Annotated in this window: 19 protein-coding genes and 1 pseudogene; 11 read left to right on the forward strand and 9 right to left on the reverse strand. The window is 74.4% G+C overall.

The annotated features are described in order from the left end of the window. A partial coding sequence (locus EAO70_RS25585) for a PadR family transcriptional regulator (RefSeq protein ID WP_148005357.1) occupies positions 1-433 on the forward strand: 433 nt, incomplete at its 5' end. 94 nt (positions 434-527) lie between these two features. Here EAO70_RS25585 and EAO70_RS25590 read toward each other — a convergent pair. Further along, complete coding sequence (locus tag EAO70_RS25590) at positions 528-956, reverse strand: SRPBCC family protein (protein ID WP_148005084.1); 429 nt, start codon at positions 954-956, stop codon at positions 528-530. Between the two features lie 69 nt (positions 957-1,025). Continuing rightward, positions 1,026-1,250 (reverse strand): hypothetical protein, encoded by a 225-nt coding sequence (locus tag EAO70_RS25595; protein ID WP_148005085.1) that lies wholly within the window; start codon positions 1,248-1,250, stop codon positions 1,026-1,028. A gap of 214 nt (positions 1,251-1,464) precedes the next feature. Between EAO70_RS25595 and EAO70_RS25600 the strand changes: the two genes are divergently transcribed. The 3 genes from EAO70_RS25600 to EAO70_RS25610 all read left to right on the forward strand — a co-directional run bounded on the left by EAO70_RS25600 (position 1,465) and on the right by EAO70_RS25610 (position 4,301). Then, positions 1,465-2,079 (forward strand): Clp protease N-terminal domain-containing protein, encoded by a 615-nt coding sequence (locus tag EAO70_RS25600; protein WP_148005086.1) that lies wholly within the window; start codon positions 1,465-1,467, stop codon positions 2,077-2,079. A 41-nt stretch (positions 2,080-2,120) separates the two neighbouring features. Then, entirely contained in the window at positions 2,121-3,158 is a 1,038-nt protein-coding gene (locus tag EAO70_RS25605) for an EamA family transporter (RefSeq protein ID WP_148005087.1), read from the forward strand. A gap of 174 nt (positions 3,159-3,332) precedes the next feature. Next, complete coding sequence (locus EAO70_RS25610; protein WP_148005088.1) at positions 3,333-4,301, forward strand: DMT family transporter; 969 nt, start codon at positions 3,333-3,335, stop codon at positions 4,299-4,301. Between the two features lie 65 nt (positions 4,302-4,366). On the opposite strand, the gene EAO70_RS25615 is transcribed toward EAO70_RS25610, so the two are convergent. Further along, entirely contained in the window at positions 4,367-5,011 is a 645-nt protein-coding gene (locus EAO70_RS25615) for an FMN-binding negative transcriptional regulator (RefSeq protein ID WP_148005089.1), read from the reverse strand. A gap of 43 nt (positions 5,012-5,054) precedes the next feature. Continuing rightward, positions 5,055-5,765: a pyridoxamine 5'-phosphate oxidase family protein gene (locus EAO70_RS25620; protein ID WP_148005090.1), complete on the reverse strand. Its 711-nt coding sequence runs from the start codon at positions 5,763-5,765 to the stop codon at positions 5,055-5,057. A 35-nt stretch (positions 5,766-5,800) separates the two neighbouring features. Between EAO70_RS25620 and EAO70_RS25625 the strand changes: the two genes are divergently transcribed. The 6 genes from EAO70_RS25625 to EAO70_RS25650 all read left to right on the forward strand — a co-directional run bounded on the left by EAO70_RS25625 (position 5,801) and on the right by EAO70_RS25650 (position 10,523). Continuing rightward, a complete protein-coding gene (locus EAO70_RS25625) occupies positions 5,801-7,030 on the forward strand; it encodes an aminotransferase class I/II-fold pyridoxal phosphate-dependent enzyme (protein ID WP_148005091.1) in 1,230 nt (409 codons plus the stop codon). Next, positions 7,027-7,824: a DUF6230 family protein gene (locus tag EAO70_RS25630; protein ID WP_148005092.1), complete on the forward strand. Its 798-nt coding sequence runs from the start codon at positions 7,027-7,029 to the stop codon at positions 7,822-7,824. The genes EAO70_RS25625 and EAO70_RS25630 overlap by 4 nt, the downstream gene beginning before the upstream one ends. Next, a complete protein-coding gene (locus tag EAO70_RS25635) occupies positions 7,818-8,213 on the forward strand; it encodes a DUF6114 domain-containing protein (RefSeq protein ID WP_148005093.1) in 396 nt (131 codons plus the stop codon). The genes EAO70_RS25630 and EAO70_RS25635 overlap by 7 nt, the downstream gene beginning before the upstream one ends. Then, the gene (locus EAO70_RS25640; protein WP_148005094.1) at positions 8,210-8,845 is read left to right on the forward strand and encodes a hypothetical protein; all 636 of its coding nucleotides are present in this window, start codon (positions 8,210-8,212) and stop codon (positions 8,843-8,845) included. Before EAO70_RS25635 ends, EAO70_RS25640 begins: the two co-directional genes overlap by 4 nt. Next, positions 8,842-9,642, forward strand: coding sequence for a DUF6230 family protein (locus tag EAO70_RS25645; protein WP_261993025.1), 801 nt, complete (start codon positions 8,842-8,844; stop codon positions 9,640-9,642). Before EAO70_RS25640 ends, EAO70_RS25645 begins: the two co-directional genes overlap by 4 nt. A 233-nt stretch (positions 9,643-9,875) precedes the next feature. Next, complete coding sequence (locus EAO70_RS25650; protein ID WP_187284016.1) at positions 9,876-10,523, forward strand: alpha/beta fold hydrolase; 648 nt, start codon at positions 9,876-9,878, stop codon at positions 10,521-10,523. Between the two features lie 39 nt (positions 10,524-10,562). On the opposite strand, the gene EAO70_RS25655 is transcribed toward EAO70_RS25650, so the two are convergent. The 4 genes from EAO70_RS25655 to EAO70_RS25670 all read right to left on the reverse strand — a co-directional run bounded on the left by EAO70_RS25655 (position 10,563) and on the right by EAO70_RS25670 (position 14,331). Continuing rightward, complete coding sequence (locus EAO70_RS25655; protein WP_187284017.1) at positions 10,563-11,243, reverse strand: adenosylcobinamide amidohydrolase; 681 nt, start codon at positions 11,241-11,243, stop codon at positions 10,563-10,565. 63 nt (positions 11,244-11,306) lie between these two features. Continuing rightward, a complete protein-coding gene (locus EAO70_RS25660; protein WP_261993026.1) occupies positions 11,307-11,963 on the reverse strand; it encodes a TetR/AcrR family transcriptional regulator in 657 nt (218 codons plus the stop codon). Between the two features lie 152 nt (positions 11,964-12,115). Then, positions 12,116-12,961 (reverse strand): hypothetical protein, encoded by an 846-nt coding sequence (locus EAO70_RS25665; RefSeq protein ID WP_148005096.1) that lies wholly within the window; start codon positions 12,959-12,961, stop codon positions 12,116-12,118. A 395-nt stretch (positions 12,962-13,356) separates the two neighbouring features. Beyond that, positions 13,357-14,331 (reverse strand): agmatine deiminase family protein, encoded by a 975-nt coding sequence (locus EAO70_RS25670; protein WP_261993056.1) that lies wholly within the window; start codon positions 14,329-14,331, stop codon positions 13,357-13,359. Positions 14,332-14,374: 43 nt separating this feature from the next. Between EAO70_RS25670 and EAO70_RS39510 the strand changes: the two are divergent. After that, a pseudogene (locus tag EAO70_RS39510) lies at positions 14,375-15,333 on the forward strand (agmatine/peptidylarginine deiminase). Between the two features lie 146 nt (positions 15,334-15,479). On the opposite strand, the gene EAO70_RS25685 reads toward EAO70_RS39510, so the two are convergent. Further along, positions 15,480-16,043 carry a YceI family protein gene (locus EAO70_RS25685; protein WP_148005100.1) on the reverse strand — a complete coding sequence of 188 codons (564 nt, stop codon included), beginning with the start codon at positions 16,041-16,043 and terminating at the stop codon, positions 15,480-15,482. Positions 16,044-16,050: the final 7 nt, after the last annotated feature.

Raw genomic sequence — 16,050 nt, forward strand, 5'->3', positions numbered from 1 at the left:
GCGCGGTGACGTGCGGGCCTCGATCCTGGCGCTTCTCAAGGACCGCCCGATGCACGGCTACGAGATGATCAGGGAGATCGGCGAGCGCAGCGACGGGGCCTGGCGGCCCAGTCCCGGCTCCGTCTACCCCACCCTCCAGATGCTGGAGGACGAGGGCCTGATCATCAGTGAGAGCGAGGGCGGCAAGAAGCTGTTCACGCTCACCGACACCGGACGGGCCGAGGCGGACGGCGGGCCCGAGGCGCCCTGGCAGGACGCCGGGCGCGGGGTCGACTGGGAGGCCATGAACGAGATCCGGCAGGCCGGCTTCGGTCTGATGGAGGCGTTCGGGCAGGTCTGGAAGGCCGGCAGCGCCGAGCAGCGGACGAAGGCGGTCGCCGTGATCAACGAAGCCCGAAAGAAGCTGTACCTGATCCTCGCCGACGAGGACTGACCGGTGCCGGTGCCGGTGCCGGTGGCGACCGGGACGGCCGACCGAAGGGCCCCACGGCATCTGCCGCGGGGCCCTTCGGTGCGTGGGCGGGGTCTCAGGCCACCAGGCCCGAGAGTGTGCGCAGCGACTCGGTCAGGGCGGCCGTCGCCGAGTCCCTGAGTCTGCCCGCCATCAGGGAGACCGCCGCGCCGGTGAACTCGCCGTCGATCCGCACGACGGTGGCGTCGCCGTCCGCCGCCAGCGAGTAGCGGGTGGTGACGAGCACGCCCATCGGGCCCTTGCCCTTGATCGCGAAGGCGCGCTCGGTCTCCAGCTCCTCGATCGTCCAGAGCACCTCCGCGGGGAAGCCCATCAGCTTCATGTTCTCCGTGAAGGTGGCGCCCGCCTCCAGGGTCGCCGGGCCGCCGTTCGGGAAGTCGGTGTGGGTGGCGTTCCACTCGCCGTACGAGGAGAAGTCCATGAGCTGGGCCCAGACCTTCCCGGCCGGTGCCTCGATCCGTGCCTCCGCGCTGACTTCGGCCATGAGACCACCCCTTCACGCGTACCTGCTGGGTTCCGGTGTCGCGGAACGTAGCCGGGCAGTCGTGAACATTCAATACTGATGAACCGTCAGTTCTGCGGCGGCCGGTCCCGCCCCGTCGCCGACCCACCAGATCTCGGAGGCGTCGAAACGGTCGGAGGCGCGCGGTCCGCCGGCCTCCTCGTGGTGGTGGAAGGCCGCCCAGAACAGATCCGCCGGCAGGGCGTCCCGGGGCGCGTACACCCGGTAGACGTACTGCCGTCCGTCGCGCGCGGGCAGGGCCACCATCCAGAACACGACCGGAAGACGTGGACGGCGCGGCCCGTGGTTGCGTCGGGGGCGCAGGGCAAGGCGGCGCGCGCCCCGTGCGGGCGACGCGCGCGATCTCATCCGTAGGGAGGAGGAACCGCGCGTGCGTGCCCAACTCCGGTGGGATGCGGACATGCTTCTCCCCGGCGATGCCCCGGCGGCCCACACCTGATGAGGTGAGAGAGTGCACCGTCCCGTCCCGATGTCCCAGCAGCCCCTCCGGCCGCCCGCCGCCCCTCGGGCGGAACTCGCGCCCTTTCTGACGCCGTCCCTCATGACGGTCGTGACGGGTGCGCGCCGAAGAGCCCTGCGGGACGGCGACCGCCAGATCGACACCGCGCACCTCCTGCACGCGCTCATCGAGTCCGACCCCGAGGTCGCCGCCGCCTTCGAGAGCGGCCGACGCGCCCGCGTCCTCGGCTACCTCGTGCAGCGCTCCATCGGATACGGGCTGCGCTGGCAGCGCTCGGTCGAGGAGTCCGGCGCCGGGCGCCGGCTGCCCGCCGTCCGCGCGACCGAGGTCCGGGACGGCCGTGGCTCCGGCTGGTCGCCGGCCGCGACCGCCGCCCTGGAGGAGGCCTTCCGGCGGGCCGCCGATCGCGGGGATCCGCAGGCCCGCGGCCTCGACCTGCTCGCCGTCGTCGCCGCCGACCCGGAGAGCCGGGCCGCCGAGGTGCTGCGACGCGCCGGCATCGACCCCGGCGCCCTGAGCGCCCGTGCCGGAGCGCGCGCCGGAGACCTCGTCGACGGCGGTACGGCCGCGCTTGCGGAGGGCTCCGTTCCATGGGCCGACGGGGAGTCGTCTCAACAGGTGTAACGGGGGTTACGCCCCTGACCGCGTGCTGTCATCATGGCCCGATGCACGCGTCTCAGGGGAGAAGCGCCGGCCTGGGACTCGCCCTGGCCTCGGCCTTCGCATTCGGTGGTTCAGGAGTGGCGGCCAAGCCGCTGATCGAGGCGGGCCTCGACCCGCTCCACGTCGTATGGCTCCGGGTCGCCGGCGCCGCACTCGTCATGCTGCCGGTGGCCTGGCGCCACCGCGACCTGCTGCGCCGCAAACCGGCCCTCCTCGTGGGCTTCGGACTGCTCGCCGTCGCCGGCGTCCAGGCCTTCTACTTCGCCTCGATCTCCCGCATCCCGGTCGGCGTCGCGCTGCTCATCGAGTACCTCGCCCCGGCCCTCGTCCTCGGCTGGGTCCGCTTCGTCCAGCGCCGGCCCGTCACCCGGGCCGCCGCCCTCGGCGTCGTCCTGGCCGTCGGCGGTCTCGCCTGCGTCGTCCAGGTCTGGTCCGGGCTCACCTTCGACCTGGTCGGACTCCTCCTGGCGCTCGCCGCCGCCTGCTGCCAGGTCGGCTACTTCGTCCTCTCCGACCAGGGCTCCGGGGAGGCCGAGCAGGCCGACCCGATCGGCGTCATCGCCTACGGGCTGATCATCGGCGCGCTCGTGCTCACCGTCGTCGCCCGCCCGTGGGGCATGGACTGGGCCCTCCTCGGGGGCGGCGCCGACATGGACGGCACCTCCGTGCCCGCCTGGCTGCTGCTCGGCTGGATCGTGCTGATCGCGACGGTGCTCGCGTACGTCACCGGCGTCGTCTCGGTCCGCCGGCTCTCGCCGCAGGTGGCGGGCGTCGTGGCCTGTCTGGAGGCGGTCATCGCCACGGTCCTCGCCTGGGTGCTCCTCGGGCAGTACCTCGACGCCCCGCAGATCATCGGCGGCGTGGTCGTCCTGGTCGGCGCCTTCATCGCCCAGTCCTCGACGCCGAAGGCGCCCGCCGCCGGACCGGTGGCGGGGTCCGCGGCGGAGGTGACGGCGGCCGGCGCGGTGCCGACGGACGGCGTGGCGGGCGCGGAGGGCGAGCGGGAAACCGGATTGCCCGCCGGGCGGGCCGGGACCTAGGGTGCCGCTCATGCATGCGACCGTGCTTCCGCCTCCCGCCGCCTAGAGCGCGCGGAGGCGCTTCCGACGAAGACCGGGCTCGGCCGGGCGGACCCCCGCCCCCGAGCGGTTCGTCGCTGCCCGCGCGCGGAGCCCAGCGACCACCCTTCCTCCTGTCCTCCTCGGAGAACCCACGTGTCGAAGTCCTCGCCGTCCGCCCTGTCCGTCGGGCGCAGCCTGCTCTATCTGATCGTCGCCGGAGTCGCCTGGGGCACGGCCGGCGCCGCCGCCTCACTGATCTTCCGCGTCAGCGACATGGGCCCCCTCGCCCTCTCCTTCTGGCGCTGCGTCGGCGGCCTCGTCCTGCTCCTCGGGGCGCTCGCCCTGCGGCCCCGGCGCCGTACCGGCGCCCGTCCGGTGAAGGAGCCGCGCGGCCGCCGGACGGCCCGCATCCTCGGCACCGGGCTCGGGCTCACCGTCTTCCAGAGCGCCTACTTCGCCGCCGTCCAGGCCACCGGGCTGGCCGTCGGCACGGTCGTCACCCTCGGCGCGGGCCCCGTCCTCATCGCGGTCGGCGCGCGCCTCACCATGGGCGAGCGCCTCGGCCGCGGCGGCGTCACCGCCGTCACCGGGGCGCTCGCCGGACTCCTCGTCCTCGTCCTCGGCGGAGGGGCCGCGGAGGTCCGTCCGCCGGGGGTCGTCCTCGCCGTCGTCTCGGCGGCCGGTTACGCGGCGATCACCCTGCTGACCCGCTACCTCGGCCGCGACGGCGGCCGCACGGACGCGCTGTCCACCACGACCTGGGCGTTCGCGATCGGGGCCGTCGGGCTGCTGCCGGCGGCGCTCGCGGAAGGCCTCGTACCGCACACGGACGCGCCGGCGCAGGTGCTGCTCCTGCTCGGCTACGTGGCCGCCGTGCCGACCGCGCTCGCCTACGCGCTCTACTTCGCGGGGGCCGCCGTCGTCCGGGCCGCGACCGTCTCCGTGATCATGCTCCTGGAGCCGGTGAGCGCGGCCGTGATCGCCGTGGGCCTGCTCGGCGAGCGGCTCACCGCCGCCGTCGTCCTCGGCACACTGCTGCTGCTCGCCGCGGTCACGGGCCTGGCGTTCGCCGAGGCGCGGACGGCGACGGAGGAACGGCGCCGCGAGGCCGTCGCGGTGTAGGCGTCACCGGGTACTCGCGGTGCGGCTCCGCCGCGGGTCGGTCGGCGGTGCGGCGGCGCAGTGGGTCAGCCGGCGGTGCGGCGGCGCAGCTGGTGGCCGCGCGCCGCCCGGTCGCGGGGGCCGTCGCGCTCCGCCAGCCGGTCCATGACCCGGTCCTGGATCTCCGGCGGCTTGTTCCCCGCGTACTTGAACTTGGCCCGCACCTCGGTCACCTCCAGCCGCAGCACCCGGATCCCGGACAGCATGCGGCCGAAGGGGGCCTCGCCGGGGACCGCGGGGGCCGTGCCGCCCTCCGGCTGGAAGTGCGCGACCTGGCGGTTGAGCAGCTCCGCCTTCTCGGCCGGATCGTCGACCACGTGCGCGGTGCAGCGCAGCTGCACCGCCGCGTAGTAGGAGGTCGGGGTGCCGTGGGAGGCCGGCGTCCCCTCCGGGGCCGTCCAGGTGCCCGGCACGAAGACGTAGTCGTCGACCACGCTGAGGAGCACCGCCGGATCGGTCTCCAGGGCGCGCCACAGCGGGTTGGGGCGGGCCAGATGGGTCAGCACCCGGCCGTACGGGCCGGGTTCGGCCTCGTACCGGAAGTGGGTCGGCTGCACCCACGGCGGTTCTCCGGGCAGGCCGTTGACGGCGAGCTGGCCGAAGTCGTGCCGGGAGAGCCAGGCGCGCCACTCGTCCTCGTCGTGGGGGGCGTCCCAGGGGTGGATCAGCATGGGGTGTCCGTCCTCGGCATCGTCGGTCCGTTCCTTCGTCCTCCTAGAGCGCGGCCAGGTAGCCGGGGAGGGCGACGGCCTGGTCGAGGTCGTCGGCCGGGACCGGGGTGCCGTAGCCGCCGTGCACCGGGACCACGCCGGACCAGTGGGGGAGGGCGAGGTCCTCGGCGTCGTCGTTGGGGCCGCCGGTGCGGACCTTCGCCGAGACCTCGTCCAGGTTCAGGCGGATCACGGACGTGGCGGCGAGTTCCTTGGCGTTCGCCGGGCGGGAGTCGGCGGACCGGCCCGGGACGACCTGGTCGACGAGGGCGTCCAGGGCGGTCCGCAGCTCCTCGGGGTCGGTGACCTGGTGGGCGGTGCCGAGGACCACGACCGAGCGGTAGTTGAGGGAGTGGTGGAAGGCGGAGCGGGCGAGGACGAGGCCGTCGACGTGGGTCACGGTGAGGCAGACGGGCAGACCGGGGGCGGCCACGCCGTCGCCGGCCGCCCGGAGCGGGCGCGAGCCGGTGGAGCCGTGCACGTAGAGGCGGTCGCCGACCCGGCCGAAGAGCGTCGGGAGCACGACGGGGGCGCCGTCGCGTACGAACCCGAGGTGGCAGACGTAGGCCTCGTCGAGTATCGAGTGCACCAGCGCCCTGTCGTACGAGGCACGCTGCCGGGAGCGGGTGGGGACGGTCCGGTCGGTCGGCGTGTACGCGTCGGCGGCGGGGGGTCCGGGGGTCTCGGCGGAGGCCGTGTCGGCGGCGGTGCTCATTGCGCTCTCCATTGCACTAGTGCATACTTGTGTTTGTGCTAGGAGAGTATCGGATCGAAGGTCGCCGCGCATCGGACATTGCCGTCAGTGTGGAGCGCGGGGTGAGACTCGGCGCCCTGGAGCCTGGTCAACTCCTGCCGCCCATGCGGGAGTTGGCCACTGCGCTCGGCGTGAACCCGAACACCGTCGCCGCCGCCTACCGCACCCTGCGCGAACGCGGGGTCATCGAGACCGACGGGCGCCGGGGCAGCCGGGTGCGGCCGCGCCCCGCCACGACCGCGCGCGGCTCGATCCGGGTGGAGGCCCCGGCGGGGGTCCGGGACGTCAGCGACGGCAGCCCCGACCCCGCGCTGCTGCCCGCGCTCGGAGAGGCCTTCGCCGAAGTCGCGCGGCGGTACGCCGAGCGGCCCGGCATATACGGGGAGGCCCCCGTCGACGAGGAGTTCGCGCGCCTCGCGCGCGCCGCCTTCGACGCCGACGGGGTGCCGGACGGGCCGATCGGCGTCACGTCCGGGTCCCTCGACGCGGTCGAGCGCGTGCTCGCCGTACACCTGCGGCCCGGCGACGCCGTCGCCGTCGAGGACCCGGGCTGGGGCAGCCTCCTCGACCTGGTGCCCGCGCTCGGCCTGCGGCCCGTGCCGATGGCCGTGGACGACGAGGGGCCGAGGCCGGAGGCCGTCGACCGGGCGATCACCGAGGACGGGGCGCGGGCCGTGATCGTGACCGACCGGGCACAGAACCCCACCGGCGCGTGCGTGACCGCGGCCCGTGCCGAGGAGCTGCGGCGGGTGCTCGCCCGGCATCCGGGCGTGCTGCTTGTGGAGGACGACCACGGCCACGGGATCGTCGCGCAGCCCCTGCACCCGCTGGCCGGGGACACCGACCACTGGGTGCTGATCCGCTCGGTGGCCAAGGCCTACGGCCCCGACCTGCGGATCGCCGCCTTCACCGGCGACGCCGAGACCGTCGACCGGGTGCTCGGCAGGCAGCGGCTGGGGCCCGGCTGGGTCAGCAAGCTCCTCCAGCGGACCGTCGCCCACCTCTGGGCCGCGGACACGGTGGACCCGGCGGTGGTCTCCCGTGCGTACGGGAAGCGGCGCGACGGACTCGTCCGGGCGTTGGCCCGGCGGGGCGTCGAGGCCCGCGGGCGCAGCGGCATGAACGTCTGGATCCCGGTGCCGGACGAGACCGGGGCGGTGGCGGGGGGCCCGGGGACCGGCCGCACCTCCGTACCGCCCGTGTCCGTAAGGAGCGGATCCGCATGACGCAGACCCCGTCCCGTACGCGCAGCCGTACCCGCCGTATCGGCCCGGCCCTCGCCCGGATGCGCACGGCCGGCACCGGGGCCGCCGCCGCCTGGAACGCCCGGATGCTCGCCGAGGCGGCCGACGGCCACCGGCGCGGCACCCGCTGGGGGCGCGGCGCGCTCGCGCTCGTCCCCTCGGCGCTCGCCATCGGCGTCCTCGGCAGCGCCCTGGCGCAGGGCGCGCTCGCCGCCAACTTCAGCGTCACCGGGCAGCCCTTCACCCTCACGTCCAACGGAGTCGAGGGCAGCGGCTTCGGCGCCATCGTCAACACCCCCGCCGTCGGACGCCCGGACGGCAGCACCACCACCAACACCGCGATGGCCCGCGTCGGTTTCGCCAGCGCCGGGCTCGCCGGGCTCTGCGGGATCGTCCACCAGACCATCGCGGGCGTCCCGTACTCGCTGCTCCTGACCGGCGGTCAGAAGGTGGCGGCCACCCCGCCCACCGCGTTCACCACCGACATCGACGCCTCGAACCTGTACATCCAGGCCACCGAACTCCGGGCGTACGGCAAGACCACCCTCCAGAACGCCGTCCTCGGCCAGTCCGCCGACCAGGTCACCGTCGCCGGCCGTCCGCTCACCGGCGCCGTCCCCGGCGGGTTCGGGCTGGGCTCGGCGGGCGGCGAGGGCGGCAGCTCCATCACGCTCCACGGACTCGACGCCACCGCGTACGACGCCGAGATGGCCGGCGCGCTCGTCCTGCCCGACCTCAAGATCAGGGTCGTCCCCGGAACGGCCACCACATGCTGAGCCGGGCGGCGCACGCGCGCGCGTGGTTCCGGGCCTTCCGGCGCACCCGGCCGTTCTGGGGCGGGCTGTGGCTGATCGCCGGGGGGTGGACCGTCCTCAAGTTCTCCCTCAGCTCCCTGCAGTTGATCGTGAGCACGGGATTCGGGGGAGTGGCCGGCTACCTCGTCGGCGGCGGGATGATCCTGTGCGGGCTCATCCCCCTGGCCGTGCCCCGCCAGCGCTACACCTTCGGTCTCATCGGCACGGTCCTCGCGGTCGTCTCGCTCGTCGTGTCCAACCTCGGCGGCTTCCTCCTCGGCATGCTGCTCGGTGTCCTCGGCGGCTCGATGATGGTGGGCTGGGGCGTCCGGCGGCCCCGTCGCCGGGCACCGGCGGAGGCGGAGGCATGACGGCCCCCGCCCCGCCCCGGACCGGGGCCGCTCAGAGGGCGGCGGCCGTCGCCGTCGCGCTCCTCCTCGCCGTGGTCACCGCCCTCTGGTCCGGGCAACCCAGCCGGGCGGCGGCGGGGGCGAAGGCCACCGTGCAGCCGCTGGGCGCGCCCTTCCTGCCCTCCCCGGACCCGCTGCGCGTCACCATCGCCAGCATGGTCGCCGTCTCCATGACCGTCGAGAAGAACGTCACCATCCGGCTCTCCGACGGCACGACCCGGGTCACGAACCAGTACACCTTCACCAAGCTCAAGATCCGCTCGCACATGAACGTGACGCAGCGGGCGGCCGGTCACACCGTCACCATCGACGTCCCCGACGAGGGCTCCCTCGGCGGCTACGACAGCGCGGGCAGACCCGAGACGACCACGATGTGGGGCACCATCTCGAACGTCTGCGTCCGCGTCCTCGTGAAGATCTGCGGAGTCCAGGGACTCCTCGACTTCTTCGGCTCCCTCATCCCGCTCACGTCCGGCGCCGAGGACTTCGTCGGTGAGGTCTACGGGATCCGCACGGTCGACGACCGCGCGGCCCTCGACTCCACCGACAACCCCGTCCACCTCCCCGGAACCATCACGGTGACCACGCCATGAGCCCCGAGTCCGCCGAGTTTCCCGTGCCGTGCGCGCCCTCCGTGTTCGCCGAGTCCATCGAGCCCGCCGGGCGCCGTACGCGGACCGGACGCGCCCGTGGCTCCGCCGGCCCGGGCGCGGAGGGACGGACCCACTGGCGCCGCTCGCTCGCCGTCGCCGTACCGGCCCTCCTGGCGGCCGGCGGCCTCGGCTCGGCCATGGCGGGCGGCGCACTCGCCGTCGGCCTCCGGATCCAGGACCGGCCTGTCGACTTCACGACCAGCAGCCTGTACGGGACGCAGTACGGCGCCGCCGTCGTCGACCAGGAGGTCGTACGGCCCGACGGCTCGACCGGATCCGTACGGGTCCTCCGCATGGGCTTCGCCGACGGCGTCATCAACGGCCTCTGCATCAGCCGGCGGCAGGAGATCGCGGGAGCCACGTACACCCTGCTCCTCACCCTCGGGGACGACGACCCGCGCTCCTGGGAGATCCGGACGAAGAACACCGTCCTCGACCTGCGGAACGCCACCGGGGTCCTCGACATGGACGGCATCGTCGACCTCAACACCAACGGCGCCGACGTGAAGACGGTCAAGGACGCGAGCGGGGCGTACGTGAGGAACCCGCTGAACAGCCCGCAGCACCGCTTCGGGATCCAGGCGCGGTACGCCAAGTTCGACCGGATCGTCGGCACCGCCCAGGACTTCCAGATCCCCGGCCTCCTCACCACGCCCAAGCTCACGCTCTCCGTGCGGCGCGGTTCGGTCGCCTGCCCCGCACCCGCGGCACCCGTCGGGACCCCTGGCACGCCGTGACCCCCGGGTCGCCGGGCCGTCCGCCGGGGTCCGTATCTGACGGACCGTGCGACCTGGCAGACTGCGGGTCTCAGCGTCGTGTCCCCGTGGCGTGAGCGGGCCGCTCCACCGGGGAGGCGGCAGGCGACTCCTGGAGGCCCCTTCATGGCGCAGCAGCCCGGACGGCCGGCGGACCGCACCAGCGGACGGCCCCGCCGGCACCCGCACCGTCCCGGGAGCGGGGCGAGCAGCCGATGACGCTGTGCCCCACCCGCCGGGCCGACCCCGGCGCGTTCGTCGTCCGCAGCGCGCCGGCCGTACCGACCGCGGCCGTGCTGCTGCTCCACGGCGGCCGGGCCGACGGCCCCGAACCGCCGCCGGCCCTCAACCTGCCGGCGCTGCGCATGCGTCCCTTCGCCGCCGCCGTGAACCGCGCCGTCCGGGGCCGGGACGTGCTGATCGCCGAGGTGCGCTACCGCCACCGCGGCTGGAACGGCGCGAGCGCCGACGCCGCACGGGACGCGGAGAGCGCGCTCGTACGCCTCCGGGAACAGGCCGGGCCCGTCCCCGTCGTCCTCGTCGGCCACTCGATGGGGGGCCGCGCGGCCCTCGCCGCGGCGGGCGACCCCGCCGTCCGCGGAGTCGTCGCCCTCGCGCCCTGGTGCCCCACCGGCGAGCCCGTCGACCACCTGGGCGGCCGGCGGCTGTATCTGCTGCACGACGAGAGCGACCGCGTCACCTCGGCCCGCGCCTCCTGGGACTTCGTCCGCCGGGCCCGCGCGGCGGGCGCGGACGCGGCGGGCATCCCGATGCCGACGGGAGGCCACGCGATGCTGCGCGGCGCCCAGCTGTGGCACCGCCGGGCAGCCGAACTCACGGCGGCGCTGCTGTCGCACGGGTGAGCCTGGCGGCGGTCGGGCACGCCACGGTCGGTGTGCTCCCTAAGGGGTGACCAACCCCGCGCACGCCGCCCGGGTCGCCGTGTGGACCGCTCGGGCCAGGCGGGCGCCCCACAGGGAGCGCGGGCCGGCGAACGGCTGGGCCGTGTCGGCGCCGGACACGGGGGCCGCGACGCAGACCGCGTCCGTGGGGGTTCCCGAGGCGTCCGCGCCGAGTTCCACCAGGGCCTGCACCTTCGCCTCGGTGGCCGTGGCGACCGCGTTCACGAGGGCCGCGTCCGTCAGGGGCACCGGCAGCGACACGACGATGTTGATCGTGCCGGGGCGGGGGACCAGCGCGTCGCCGGCGCCCGGTTCCGCCGCCCAGCCCCGTACGCCGATCCCCGCGGTGACCACCGCCCGGGCGCCGCCGTCCTCGGCGTGCCGCAGGTCCGCGACCGAGGCCGCCGTCATCAGGCCCACGCCCGGTCCGGTGAGCCCCGCCCCGGCGGCCAGTTCGCGGAGGTGGGCGGCGGGATCGAGCCTGTCGTAGCCGGGCGGGACCTGGGCGTTGAGCACCCACTCCCGCTCGCCGATGCCGCCGCCCAGCACCGCGCTCGACACCATGCGGAACCCCGGACCCGGCGCCCATGCCAGCAGCGGCCACGTACGGCCCTGCTCGGTATGGGTGAGCAGGGTCGCGTCGGCGAGAGACGCGCTGGTCAGGAGGGTTCGGGTAGCCACCCCCGCACCTTAGGGGCGGCGCGGGGCCGAGGGGAGTGCGGGGGTGCGAGGAGCGAGCCGCGGTCAGTGCGAGGCGGCGCCGGGCTCGGAGAAGGTCCGCGGCTCGGGCTCGCCACCGCCCCACCGCTCCGGCGGCCGGCGGCGGGCCAGCTGGTCCAGCTCCACCGAGATCGCCGCCCGCATCAGCTCCCGGGCGCGGTGCAGCGGCAGCCCGCCGCTGAGCCAGCGCATGCTCAGCCCCTCCGTGAGGGCGGTCAGGCGTTCCGCGGACGCCGTGAGCGTCGGTGCGGGGACGGTCGGGCAGGCCTCGCTGAGGAGCGCCGCCACGTCGTGGACCCAGGCGAGGCCGGTCCTCGCGAGCTCGCCGCGCAGCTCCGGGTCGAACACGGCGCTGGCCCGCAGTTCGCCCCAGGCCGTGCTGTTCTCCCGGACCTCGGGGAGGTCCTGGAACTCCAGCAGCAGCGACCGCTCCAGCTCGTGGCGGGGGTCGAACGCCTCGGCCGCGCCCTCGTCGGCCGCCGTGTACCGGTCGGCCCGGTCGCTGATGAACTCCAGGGTGTGGCGCAGGATGCCCGCGCGGTCCTTGAAGTGGTAGTAGATCAGCGCGGTGGACACCCCGGCCTCGACCGCCAGTTCCTCCACCCGCAGCCCGCGGACCCCGCGCCGCGCTATGACACGCGCGGCTCCTTCCAAGATCGCGGTTCGGCGGTCCGTGGCCACGTGGTGCCTCCTCATCGTCGCTCGGAGTATCTCATGCTGACTGAATCTTTAGTTGGAGTCCTGCCCAAGGTGGTCCCGTCCGGCGCCACTCTGCGCATGCCCGCGGAGACCCACCGCGTGCGCATCGTCGGCGGGACGGGTCCCGGCTGCTCTCAGGAAGGCGACGCGTCGGCGCTCGGCTCCTCGGACCAGGACCGTGCCACCTCGCCGAGCGCGCCCACCGCGTCCTCCGCCGCCCCCCTGCCGTCACGCACCGAGCGGCTGAACTCCACGTGCAGGAAGGGCACGTGCAGAGCGTCCGCCCGTACGCCCTGCACGTTGCGGCGGCCCTCCAGGTCGCCGCAGTCCTCCCGGGCCGCCCGGCACACCGCAAGGCCGCGCCGGTCGAGGGCGTCCGCCAGCCTCTCCGCCGGCCGCCGCGCCGCGTCCCCGCGGCCGGTCGAGACGACCACGTCCTCGCCCGGCAGCGAGTCGTCGGCGAAGCCGTGGACCTGGATCGAGGGCAGCCCCCGCCCGGCGAGCAGGTCGCAGACCGCATCGAACACGGTGTCCTCGCGGTGCGCGACGTCCGCGCTGTCCCCGGCCCCGGCGTCGCGGTGCGCCCCGGCCAGGACCAGGACGCCGCGCGGTGCCGTGAGCAGGGTGTCCACGGCGAGCCGCTCGCTGCGCAGATCGGCCACCGGATGCGGGGCCTGCACGCTCCAGCGGGCCCGTCCGTCGCCCAGACCGACGTACACGCGTCCCCAGCCGCGCTCCCGGGCCGTCGTGGTGTCCGTGTCGGCCAGCTCGGCGAACGCGCGGCCGCCGACCCGGTCCCGGAGGGTCCGCACGGTCCAGCCGACCGTGGCGAGCCGGTTCCGCGCCGCGGCCAGGTCGCCGTCGAGCGTCAGGCGGACGCCGTCCGCCACCGCCCGGCGCTGCGCCAGGCCCGGCCCCCGGTAGCCGCCGTCCGCGGACAGCCGGCCGGTGAACGCGGTGATCCGCTTCCGGAGGTCCACGACCTTCCCGGTCGTGGCCTCTGACCCGGAGGGACGCGGTTCCCGCGACGAGCCGTCGGAGCCGCCCGCGCCGCCGGAACACCCGGCCGCGCCGAGCACGACGAGGGACAGCAGGGCCGCGAGCGTCGCGGCGCGGGGAGGCCGCCCGGACCTCGAGACGCGGGCCCGGGACCGCGGGTCGGGGCGCACGGCACCCCCAGCCGGCGGAGGAGCTGGACCGGAGACGTACGAAGACCGCATGACGACCGATTCAACAGGACACCGCCCCGGTCCCGCACCCGGGGCCCTGCCCGACGTGCCCGCGCCACCCGGGGCGGTGGTGATCCGGGCGCCCGCTGCCGACGGTGGCGTACGCCGACCTCCGCGGCCCCCTCATGGGCCGGGGGGTCGGCACATCAGGCGGCGGGCCTGCCCGGCTGGTCGTGGGTGGAACAGTGGATGCCGCCGCCACCGGAGGCGATCGTGTCGATCGGGACCATCCTGATGTCCCGCTTGGGGAAGTGCTCCTGGAGGATGCCCTTCGCCCGGCTGTCGGCCTTCCGGTCGCCGAACTTCGGGAGGAAGACGGCGTCGTTGGCGACGTAGAAGTTGGCGTACGTCGAGACGAAGTCGTCGCCCTCGCCGGTGATCCGGTCGAGGTCGGGCTGCGGCAGGTCGATGATCTCGAAGCGTCGGCCGCGGGCGTCGGTCGCCTTGCCGAGCACCGAGCGCGCCTGGTCGGCCGAGCGGGACCAGGAGTCCGGGGGCGTACCGGGGAACGCCTGGTCCAGGAGGACCACGCCCGGGGCGACGAAGCGGACGAGGCTGTCGACGTGSMCGTCGGTGATGTCCTSGCCGCGGACCCCGGCCAGCCAGACCACCTTCTCGACGCCGAGGGTGTCCACGAGGAGGTCCTCGATCTCGTCGCGGCTCATGCCCCGGTTGCGGTTGTCGTTGACGATGGAGCTCTCGGTGATGAGCAGCGTGCCCTCGCCGTCGGTCTCGAAGGAGCCGCCCTCGGCGATCAGCGGGGCCTCGACGCGGGGGATCCGGTACTTCGCGAGCAGGGTCTCGCCGACCAGGGCGTCGTTCTCGTGCTCCTGCTTGTTGCCCCAGCCGTTGAAGTTGAGGTCGACACCGACGACCTCGCCCTCCTCCTCGACGAACACCGGCACCGTGTCACGGGCCCACAGGTCGTCGACATCCAGCCAACCGCGGACGCTCCGCGGGGAGTTCAAGCAGGAGGCACACGTGAGCCGACCCGAGCACAGCCGACACGCACGCCGGAGCCTGAGCCGCCGCGGTTTCCTCGCCGCGGCCGGCGCGACCGCCGCCGGGGCCGCCCTCGCGGCGTCCCGCTTCGAGGCCGGGGCCGCCCCCGCGGCCGGCACCTTCCGGGTCCCGGTCGAGGACGTCCGCCACACCCGTACGTGGATGGCCTGGCCGGACAGCACCTCGATCTGGGGCAACACGCTGAGCGGCGTGCAGGCGGACATCGCCCTCATCGCCCGCACCATCGCGAAGTACGAGCCCGTCGTGATGTGCGCCGACTCGGGCGCCGCCGCCCAGGCCCGCCAGCTGTGCGGCTCCACGGTCACCGTGATCACGACGATTCCCGTCGGCGACTGCTGGATGCGCGACTCCGGTCCCGTCTTCCGTACCGACGGGGCCGGCGGCCTGGACGCGATCGGCCTCAACTTCAACGGCTGGGCAACAAGCAGGCCCACGCCAAGGACGCACTCGTCGCCGGACGCGTCGCCTCGTACGTGGGCGTGCCCATCACGTACGCGAACATGGTCGGTGAGGGCGGGGCCATCGAGCAGGACGGCGCCGGCACCCTCATGGCCACCCGCAGCAGCCTCGTGAACCGCAACCGCAACCCCGGGATGACCGAGCGGCAGTTGGAGGCCGCCATGTGCAAGGCGTACGGCGCGTCCAAGGTCATCTGGTTCGACGGCGTCCGCGGCCAGGACATCACCGACGACCACGTCGACGCCACGTCCCGCTTCCTCGCCCCCGGCGAGGCCCTCGTCCAGCTGCCCCTCGCGTCCGAGACGGACGCCTACGCCCGGGACGCCCGCCAGCAGTTCAGCATCCTGTCCGCCTCGACGTCCGCCAACGGCGTCCCGATGGACACCATGCGCCTCCAGGGCCCGGACTACTACAAGATCCGCTCCACCAACCCGGAGTTCCTGGCGTCCTACGCCAACTTCTACCTCTGCAACGGGGCGGTCATCAGCGCCCACTTCGGCGACACCCGCGCCGACCAGGCGGCGAAGGCGACCCTGCAGGACCTCTATCCCGACCGGGTCATCGAGCAGTTGAACATCGACCGCCTCGGCGCCGGGGGCGGCGGCATCCACTGCGTCACCCAGCAGCAGCCCGTCCGCTAGCGGTACGGGGCACGGCCGCCGGGGGCCGGAGCGGGCCCGCGGAGAACCCGAGAGGGGTCCGGTCGGCGCGGCGAGGACCCGCCCCGACCGGACGTCCCGGCCGAAGGACAGCCGGATGTCCTTCGGCCGGGATCCCGCGCGCGTAACTAGCCCTGCTTGATCGCGGAGACGTCGAACTCCAGGACGATCTTGTCGCCGACCAGGACGCCGCCGCCCTCCAGGGCCGCGTTCCACGTGACGCCGAACTCCTTGCGGGAGATGGTCACCGAGCCCTCCAGGCCGACGCGGAGGTTGCCGAAGGGGTCGACGGCGTTGCCCGTGTACTCGAAGTCGATCGTGACCGGCTTGGTGGTCTCCTTGATCGTGAGGTCGCCGGTGACCCGGTAGTCGGTGTCGGACCGCTGCTCCACCTCCGTGGCGCGGAAGGTGATGTCGGGGAAGTTGGGGGAGTCGAGGAAGTCGTTGGTGCGCAGGTGCTGGTCGCGCTGCTCGACGCCGGTGTCGATGCTCTCGGTCTTGATGACCACCTGGCCGGTGGACTTGGCGGGGTCGGCGCCGTCGAGGTGGGCGGTGCCCTCGAACTGGTGGAACGCTCCGCGGACCTTGGTCACCATGGCGTGGCGGGCGACGAACCCGATCCGGGTGTGGGCGGGGTCGAGGACGTAGTCCCCGGTGAGCTCGGGCAGGGATGCGGCCGTGGACGTGGTCAAGGGGTTC

This window comes from Streptomyces sp. adm13(2018), from assembly GCF_008042145.1.
Taxonomy (GTDB): Bacteria; Actinomycetota; Actinomycetes; order Streptomycetales; family Streptomycetaceae; genus Streptomyces.

What these genes read in the sequence shown, in the direction of transcription:
- EAO70_RS25630 (WP_148005092.1), top strand. Translation starts at nt 7,027, where the DNA reads ATGACGCAGACCCCGTCCCGTACGCGCAGCCGTACCCGCCGTATCGGC.
- EAO70_RS25600 (WP_148005086.1), top strand. Translation starts at nt 1,465, where the DNA reads ATGTCCCAGCAGCCCCTCCGGCCGCCCGCCGCCCCTCGGGCGGAACTC.
- EAO70_RS25650 (WP_187284016.1), top strand. Translation starts at nt 9,876, where the DNA reads ATGACGCTGTGCCCCACCCGCCGGGCCGACCCCGGCGCGTTCGTCGTC.
- EAO70_RS25620 (WP_148005090.1), bottom strand. Translation starts at nt 5,765, where the DNA reads ATGAGCACCGCCGCCGACACGGCCTCCGCCGAGACCCCCGGACCCCCC.
- EAO70_RS25645 (WP_261993025.1), top strand. Translation starts at nt 8,842, where the DNA reads ATGAGCCCCGAGTCCGCCGAGTTTCCCGTGCCGTGCGCGCCCTCCGTG.
- EAO70_RS25615 (WP_148005089.1), bottom strand. Translation starts at nt 5,011, where the DNA reads ATGCTGATCCACCCCTGGGACGCCCCCCACGACGAGGACGAGTGGCGC.
- EAO70_RS25640 (WP_148005094.1), top strand. Translation starts at nt 8,210, where the DNA reads ATGACGGCCCCCGCCCCGCCCCGGACCGGGGCCGCTCAGAGGGCGGCG.
- EAO70_RS25590 (WP_148005084.1), bottom strand. Translation starts at nt 956, where the DNA reads ATGGCCGAAGTCAGCGCGGAGGCACGGATCGAGGCACCGGCCGGGAAG.
- EAO70_RS25605 (WP_148005087.1), top strand. Translation starts at nt 2,121, where the DNA reads ATGCACGCGTCTCAGGGGAGAAGCGCCGGCCTGGGACTCGCCCTGGCC.
- EAO70_RS25635 (WP_148005093.1), top strand. Translation starts at nt 7,818, where the DNA reads ATGCTGAGCCGGGCGGCGCACGCGCGCGCGTGGTTCCGGGCCTTCCGG.